Source organism: Mycobacterium sp. IDUB_39 (genome assembly GCF_055419205.1).
In genome coordinates this window covers 1-1,010 of sequence record NZ_JBVAXF010000027.1, presented here as the reverse complement: position 1 = coordinate 1,010, position 1,010 = coordinate 1, and the positions used below count along the sequence as shown (strand labels likewise).

Annotated in this window: 1 protein-coding gene; it reads right to left on the bottom strand. The window is 65.8% G+C overall.

Annotated elements, in window-relative coordinates:
* Positions 1 to 1,010: AMP-binding protein (locus tag ACZY0X_RS31210; RefSeq protein ID WP_463775896.1), on the bottom strand; the 1,010-nt coding region annotated here is incomplete at both ends.

The following is a 1,010-nucleotide window of genomic DNA, read 5'->3' as shown; positions in this document are numbered from 1 at the left end:
CGCCTCGAGCACCACGACCGCGGTCGGCACCATATAGGCCGGGAGCCGATCGGCCAGTCGCGTGCGTATCTCGGCCGGGTCGGCGGTGCCGGTGATGTAGCCGACCAGACGCAAATCGGCGGGACGGTCCTCACGCGCGATCACCACCGCCTGATCCACCCCGACCAAATCACTGAGAGCTGTTTGAATCTCACCCAGTTCGATGCGATACCCGCGGATCTTGACCTGCTCATCAGCACGCCCGGCATACCGCAACTGCCCATCGGCACCCCAGGACACCAGATCCCCGCTGCGATACATCCGCGCTCCAGCAGCGAACGGGCAGGCCACGAACCGCGAACCGGTCAACCCCGGCCGACGCACATACCCCACACCCACACCGCGACCGGCCACATACAACTCACCGACCACCCCCGCAGGCACCGGACGCAACCACGCATCGAGCACGAACAACGCCGCACCGGGCACCGGCAACCCGATCGGCACCACCCCCGACCCCGCTGTCAAGGGCGCACTGATCGTGGCATACACCGTGGTCTCAGTCGGCCCGTAACCGTTGATCATCACCCGCCCCGGCGCCCACCGATCCACCACCTCGACCGGGCACGGCTCAGCAGCCACCATCAACGCCGCCGACTCCAACCCCTGCGGGTTCAACATCCCCACCGCCGACGGGGTCTGACTCAACACAGTGACCCCCTCAGCGACCAACAACGCCTGCAGGTCCTGCGGGGAACGCGTCACCGACTCAGGCACCACCACCAACCGGCCACCATGCAGCAGCGCACCCCAGATCTCCCACACCGAGTAGTCAAACGCCAACGACGAACACTGCGCCCACACCTGCCCCGGCCCCATCAGGACACCGACATCAAGCCCATCGAACAAACGCGTCACATTATGATGCGTGACCGCAACACCTTTGGGCACACCCGTAGTCCCCGAGGTATAAATGATGTGCGCGATGTCATCGGCCGCCGGCATCGGCAGACCCGTGCAGGGCTGACCCC